The 6,482-nt window shown below is 64.7% G+C and carries 5 protein-coding genes; 3 read left to right on the top strand and 2 right to left on the bottom strand.

The window, feature by feature from the left end:
* Positions 1 to 55: 55 nt before the first annotated feature.
* Entirely contained in the window at positions 56 to 844 is a 789-nt protein-coding gene (locus Q2941_RS14910) for a DUF1223 domain-containing protein (RefSeq protein WP_458192912.1), read from the bottom strand.
* Positions 845 to 1,081: 237 nt separating this feature from the next.
* Entirely contained in the window at positions 1,082 to 3,802 is a 2,721-nt protein-coding gene (gene acnA, locus Q2941_RS14905; RefSeq protein WP_254109494.1) for an aconitate hydratase AcnA, read from the bottom strand.
* Positions 3,803 to 4,042: 240 nt separating this feature from the next.
* Here acnA and ccmA point away from each other — a divergent pair, with 240 nt between their 5' ends.
* The 3 genes from ccmA to Q2941_RS14890 all read left to right on the top strand — a co-directional run bounded on the left by ccmA (position 4,043) and on the right by Q2941_RS14890 (position 6,481).
* A complete protein-coding gene (gene ccmA / locus Q2941_RS14900) occupies positions 4,043 to 4,645 on the top strand; it encodes a heme ABC exporter ATP-binding protein CcmA (RefSeq protein WP_027523534.1) in 603 nt (200 codons plus the stop codon).
* A 298-nt stretch (positions 4,646 to 4,943) separates the two neighbouring features.
* Positions 4,944 to 5,612, top strand: coding sequence for a heme exporter protein CcmB (gene ccmB, locus Q2941_RS14895; RefSeq protein WP_027523533.1), 669 nt, complete (start codon positions 4,944 to 4,946; stop codon positions 5,610 to 5,612).
* Positions 5,613 to 5,689: 77 nt separating this feature from the next.
* The gene (locus tag Q2941_RS14890) at positions 5,690 to 6,481 is read left to right on the top strand and encodes a heme ABC transporter permease (protein WP_027523532.1); all 792 of its coding nucleotides are present in this window, start codon (positions 5,690 to 5,692) and stop codon (positions 6,479 to 6,481) included.
* Position 6,482: the final 1 nt, after the last annotated feature.

Raw genomic sequence — 6,482 nt, 5'->3', positions numbered from 1 at the left:
CACCATGAGGATCAAGAGCGGATACGTGGTAGGGACGAGAGACTTTAGTCAGCAATCAATGCAGCGACGTGTACGCCGCGCCCAGCATCGGGCCCGGCTTCTCGCGGCTGCCGTCCTGGACATAGACTACCGCGCCATCGACGCCCTCGCGCGTTAGGTTCTCCAGCGGCACGGTCCAGCTTTCCGGAGTACCGTTCCAGTCGCCGACCTTCAACAGGTTGCGCACCACGTTGTGGTAAGTGATCTGCTGCCCGCGATTTTCGCCGCGGCTGATCGAGATCGGCACCGCCTTGGTGATCGAGCAGATCCAGACCTCGCCATGCGACACCGCCGCCTCCTTGCTCGCGGCCACCGAGACATTGAGCTGCTTGCCTGCGAGCGACATCGACACCGGCACGCTCATCACGGTGTCGCCCTTGGCGGTCTTTGCGATCGCGCTCTCGATGCCGGCGCGGTCGCTGCCGATAACATGCTCCGAGCCGTTGACCACGACCTGCGGCGTGTAGACCTCGCGGTCGCCGCGCATCCGCGAATAGGCGCGCTGCCGCGCCGAGAAGCGCGAGTCCGCCAGCGTGTCCTTCCAGCCGAGATAGTCCCAGTAGTCGATCGGCATGCTCAGCGCGATGATCGAGGGATCGTTGGAGAGCTCGCCGATGATCTTGTCGGCGGGCGGACAGGACGAGCAGCCTTGCGAGGTGAAGAGCTCGACGACGGCGCGGGGATCGGCGTGGGCGGGACGGACGACCGCGATGATTGCGCAGACGCCAAGTGCACTTGGCCAGATCGCACCTGACCAGATCGCACCGGACCATCGCGAAATCAGATTAGAGGCCATCATAGTCATGTTGAACGCCGCACACCTTAGCTGATGTCGAGGGGAAATCTTCTCGCCGGTTGGTCACCGTAGTCTTACGGATAAGTCTTGCGCGCGCAGTGCGTCCCGCATCGTCCGAGACGAAAACCTTTCGCTGGACGAGCCCATCTGGAACATACCGCAAACGAACAAAGGCGGCCCTTGATAGGCCGCCTTCGCTTAACGTTCTACTCACTTCGCAGTGAGCCATCGTTCACAAATCCGCGCTTACGCCGCGAGTTTGCGCAGCACATAGTGCAGGATACCGCCGTTGCGATAGTAGTCGAGCTCGTCCAGCGTATCGATGCGGCAGAGCAGCGAAACGCGCTGCAGCGAGCCGTCGGCCGACACGATCTCTGCGGTCAGCTTCTGGCGCGGCTTGAGGTCGCCGACGAGGCCGCGCAGGGTGACCTTCTCGTCGCCCTTCAGCCCAAGCGACTGCCAGGAAGTGCCCTCCTCGAAGGTGAGCGGCAGCACGCCCATGCCGACCAGGTTGGAGCGATGGATGCGCTCGAAGCTCTGGCAGACCACCGCGCGAACGCCGAGCAGACGCGTGCCCTTCGCCGCCCAGTCGCGCGAGGAGCCGTTGCCGTATTCGGCGCCGGCGAACACCACCAGCGGCACGTTCTCCTGCTGATACTTCATCGCGGCGTCGTAGATCGACATCTGCTCGCCGTCGGGCCAGTGCTTGGTGAGACCGCCCTCGGGAATGTTGCCGTCGGCGCCCTTGAGCATGAAGTTCTTGATGCGGATGTTGGCGAAGGTGCCGCGCATCATCACTTCATGGTTGCCGCGCCGCGTGCCGTACTGGTTGAAGTCGGCGGGACGCACCTGGTGCTCGCTGAGATATTTGCCCGCGGGCGAGGTGAGCTTGATCGAACCGGCCGGCGAAATGTGGTCGGTGGTGATCTTGTCGCCGAACATGGCGAGGATGCGCGCCTCGACGATGTCGGTGACCGGCTCCGGCTCCTTCTTCATGCCTTCGAAATAGGGCGGGTTCTGCACATAGGTCGAGCTCATGTTCCAGCGATAGGTCTCGCTCTCGACGGTCTTGATCTTGCGCCAGTTGGTGTCGCCCTTGAACACGTCGGCATACTTCTTCTTGAAGATCGACGCGGTCACGAACTTCTTCATGAAGGCGTTGATCTCCTTGGTCGTCGGCCAGATGTCCTTCAGGTACACCGGCTTGCCGTCCTTGCCCTCGCCGAGCGGCTCGGTGGCGAGGTTCTTCGTCACGCTGCCCGCGAGCGCGTGGGCGACGACGAGCGGCGGCGAAGCCAGATAGTTCGCCTGAACGTCCGGCGAGACGCGGCCTTCGAAGTTGCGGTTGCCGGAAAGCACGGCGGCGGCGACGATACCGTTATCGTTGATCGACTTCGAGATCTCCTCCGGCAGCGGACCGGAATTGCCGATGCAGGTGGTGCAGCCGAAGCCGACCAGGTTGAAGCCGACCTTGTCGAGATCGGCCTGCAGCCCGGAATTGGCGAGATATTCGGCGACGACCTGGCTGCCCGGCGCGAGCGAGGTCTTCACCCAGGGCTTAGCCTTCAGGCCCTTCTTGGCGGCATTGCGCGCCAGCAGGCCCGCGCCGATCAGCACGCTCGGATTGGAGGTGTTGGTGCAGGAGGTGATCGCCGCGATCACGACGTCGCCATGGCCGAGTTCGAAGTTCTTGCCCTCGACCGCGTAGCGCTTCTCGGCGTCATCGCCCTTCTTGTACTCGTTGGCCATCGCCAGCGAGAAGCCTTCCGACACGGAGGGGAGCGCGATGCGACCTTCGGGACGCTTCGGACCGGCCATCGAGGGGACGACGTCGCCGAGATCGAGCGTCAGCGTCTCCGTGAACACCGGGTCCGCCGACTTGGCAGTGCGGAACAGGCCCTGCGCCTTGGCATAGGCCTGCACCAGCGCGACGCGCGGCGCGGCGCGGCCGGAGGTCTTGAGGTAATCGATCGCGGCGGCATCGACCGGGAAGAAGCCGCAGGTCGCGCCATATTCGGGCGCCATGTTGCCGATCGTCGCCTTGTCGGCGACCGAGAGGTTATCGAGGCCGGGACCGAAGAACTCGACGAACTTGCCGACGACGCCAAGCTTGCGGAGCATCTGCGTGACCGTCAGCACGAGGTCGGTCGCGGTGACGCCTTCCTTGAGCTGACCCTTGAGCTTGAAGCCGACCACGTTCGGCAGCAGCATCGACAGCGGCTGGCCAAGCATGCAGGCTTCCGCCTCGATGCCGCCGACGCCCCAGCCGAGCACGGCGAGACCGTTGACCATGGTGGTGTGGGAATCGGTGCCGACGAGCGAGTCGGGATAGGCGACCTCGAACGTGCCGGTCTTCTTGCCGACCGTCATCTTCTCCTTCTTGGTCCAGACGGTCTGCGCCAGATATTCGAGATTGACCTGGTGGCAGATGCCGGTGCCGGGCGGCACGACGGAGAAGTTCGAGAAGGCCTTCTGGCCCCACTTCAGGAATTCGTAGCGCTCCTGATTCTGCTTGTATTCCTCGGTGACGTTCTTGGCGAAAGCCTTGTTGTCGCCGAAGAAGTTCACGATCACGGAGTGGTCGATGACGAGATCGACGGGCACCAGCGGATTGATCTTCTCGGCATCGCCGCCGAGCTTCTGCATCGCGTTGCGCATCGCGGCGAGGTCGACCACGGCCGGCACGCCGGTGAAATCCTGCATCAGGACGCGGGCCGGACGGAAGGCGATCTCATGCTCCAGCGACTTCTTGCGCAGCCATTTGGACACCGCGACGATGTCCTCCTTCTTGACCGAGCGGCCGTCCTCGTTGCGCAGCAGGTTCTCGAGCAGCACCTTCATCGAATAAGGCAGCTTTGAAATCCCCTTCAGACCATTCTTCTCCGCGGTCGGCAGGCTGTAATAGACATAGGTCTTGGCGCCGACCTTGAGGGTCTTTTTGCATTTGAAGCTGTCGAGCGAGGTCATGTAGGAAATCCCAATTGTTAGTTATACCCGGCAGAGGGTACTTTAACACCGTCAGCGAATCCGGCTGGGGTCGCTTGCAGGAGCGAGTGGAGTGCTGCATCAAGTTCCGGGCTTATAGAAGCTTTCTAACCGCACCGCCACAAGGACGATCGTGCCGCAGCAATCCGGGAGCCTCAAATTCTGCTGCGCTACCCCAAGTTTTCTTGAGGGCCGGCGGTGACGGGGTCGACCAGAAGCGACATGCAGCTCTCAGGGCGTGGCATCAGATGCGTGCGGGGCGGCCGCGAGGTGTTTGCCGGCCTCGATTTCGTGGCCGCCTCCGGCGAGGCGCTGGCGGTTGTGGGGCGCAATGGCTCCGGCAAGACCTCGCTGCTGCGGCTGATCGCGGGGCTGCTGGTTCCGGCCGGGGGCAAGATCGAGCTTTCCGGCGGCGATGCCGAGCTGACGCTCGCCGAACAATGTCATTATCTCGGCCATCGCGACGCGATGAAGCCGGCACTGAGCGTGGCGGAAAACCTCGCTTTCTGGGCTGATTTTCTCGGTGGCGAGCGCTTCGACGGGGCCGAGAGCCTGTCGACCGTCAGCCTCGACCACGCCGCCCATCTGCCGGCCGCGTTCCTCTCCGCCGGCCAACGCCGCCGCCTCTCGCTCGCCCGCCTGCTGACGGTCCGCCGCCCGGTCTGGCTGCTGGACGAGCCGACCACCGCGCTCGACGCCGCCGGCCAGGACATGTTTTGCGGGTTGATGCGGGAGCACCTGGAACGCGGAGGAATGATCATCGCCGCCACCCACATGCCGCTGGGGATCGAGGCGCGGGAGCTGCGGATCGGGGGTGTGGCGTGAAGTTCGACCAGCCTCAGCTTTCCTGCTCTGGTCCCCCGCGCTCTCGGCTTTCTTCGAGCCCAGGCTCCATCCTCTCCGTTCGCTCCCCCCTTGCGGGGGAGGGTCAGGGAGGGGGGTGCCACACGGTATGCTCCGTCAATTTGAATTCGAACGACGCTCGGTTGTTAGCGGTTTGCGGACGTCCTGCACCCTTCCCGGGGCTACCCCCCTCCCCTGCCCTCCCCCGCAAGGGGGGAGCGAGCGCAGCGTGCGCCTGGCCGGCTGCACCCGCCCATCAAATCTCAATCGGGGGCGCCCCATGACCGCCCTCTCCGCCCTTATTCGTCGCGATGTCCGGATTGCCCTGCGGGTCGGCGGCGGGGCGCTCATTGGGGTGCTGTTCTTCCTGACCGTGGTGGTGCTGATGCCGTTCGCGGTGGGGCCGGATCTGGCGCTGTTGTCGCGGCTGGGACCGGCGATCCTGTGGCTGGGGGCGCTGCTGGCGAGCCTGCTCACCCTCGACCGTCTCTTCATGGCCGACCACGAGGACGGCTCGCTCGACCTGATCACGATGAGCCGGACGCCGCTGGAACTGGCCTGCGCCGCCAAGGCACTGGCGCATTGGCTGGCCGCCGGCCTGCCGCTGATCGTCGCAACCCCCGTGCTCGGCCTCCTGCTCAATCTCGACATGGTCGCAACCGGCGCGGTGGCCCTCACCCTGCTGGCGGGAACGCCGGCCCTGACCTTCACCGGCATGATCGGCGCGGCGCTGGCGGTGACGCTGCATCGCGGCGGGCTGCTGATGGCGGTTCTGGTGCTGCCGCTGTCGATTCCGGTGCTGATCTTCGGCGTCGCGGCCTCCCAGGCCGTGATCGTCGGACCAATGTCGTTCGGCGCGCCGTTCTCGATCCTGTGCGCGCTGTCGCTCGTCAGCCTGGTGATCGGCCCCTTCGCGGCCGCCGCAAGCCTCCGGCACGGACTGGACTGATCTTGACCCCGATCAACTTTCGGTTCGCACTTTCGTGCTGATTGCCTGCGGCCCCTTGCCATGATTATCAGGTGACCATGACGCTGATCGACCTCGCCAACCCCTCGCGGTTCCTTGCGCTGACGGCGCGCGTGCTGCCGTGGCTTGCGGGGGCGACCGTGATCCTGCTGGCGCTTGGCCTCTATCAGTCGGCGCTGGCGCCCGACGACTATCAGCAGGGCGCCACCGTGAAGATCATGTTCATCCACGTGCCCAATGCATGGCTGTCGATGTTCGTCTGGGGTGTCATGAGCGTGGCCTCGCTCGGCACGCTGGTTTGGCGGCATCCGCTCGCCGACGTCGCCGCGAAAGCGGCCGCTCCAATCGGCGCGGCCTTCACCTTCCTCGCGCTGCTCACCGGCTCGCTGTGGGGCCGGCCGATGTGGGGCACCTATTGGGAATGGGACGCGCGGCTGACCTCGGTGCTCATCCTGTTCCTGATGTATCTCGGCCTGATGGCACTGTGGCGCGCGGTGGAAGATCCCTCGCGTGCGGCGCGTGCCGCGGCGGTGCTGACGCTGGTCGGCGCGATCAACCTGCCGATCATCAAGTTCTCGGTCGACTGGTGGAACACGCTGCACCAGCCGGCCTCGGTGATGCGCATGGGCGGCTCGACGCTCGACAAATCGTTCCTGATTCCGCTGCTGGTGATGGCGGTCGCGTTCACGCTCTTGTTCGTCACGCTGCATCTGGCGGCGATGCGCAACGAGATCTTGCGCCGCCGCGTCCGCTCCCTGCAAATGATGCAGGCGAGCCGCATGGCGTTTTCGAGCGAGGTGGGCGCCGGTTCGCGTGAAGAAAACGCGTCAAAAGAATTTGGGGCCGCATAAC

This window comes from Bradyrhizobium sp. UFLA05-153 (genome assembly GCF_054185185.1).
Note: the sequence above shows the minus strand (reverse complement) of the source record. Positions and strands in the feature narration are given on the sequence as shown.

Excerpts from the sequence above, each read along its gene's own strand:
- Q2941_RS14910 (WP_458192912.1), bottom strand. The coding sequence starts at position 844 with ATGACTATGATGGCCTCTAATCTGATTTCGCGATGGTCCGGTGCGATC.
- acnA (WP_254109494.1), bottom strand. The coding sequence starts at position 3,802 with ATGACCTCGCTCGACAGCTTCAAATGCAAAAAGACCCTCAAGGTCGGC.
- ccmA (WP_027523534.1), top strand. The coding sequence starts at position 4,043 with ATGCAGCTCTCAGGGCGTGGCATCAGATGCGTGCGGGGCGGCCGCGAG.
- ccmB (WP_027523533.1), top strand. The coding sequence starts at position 4,944 with ATGACCGCCCTCTCCGCCCTTATTCGTCGCGATGTCCGGATTGCCCTG.
- Q2941_RS14890 (WP_027523532.1), top strand. The coding sequence starts at position 5,690 with ATGACGCTGATCGACCTCGCCAACCCCTCGCGGTTCCTTGCGCTGACG.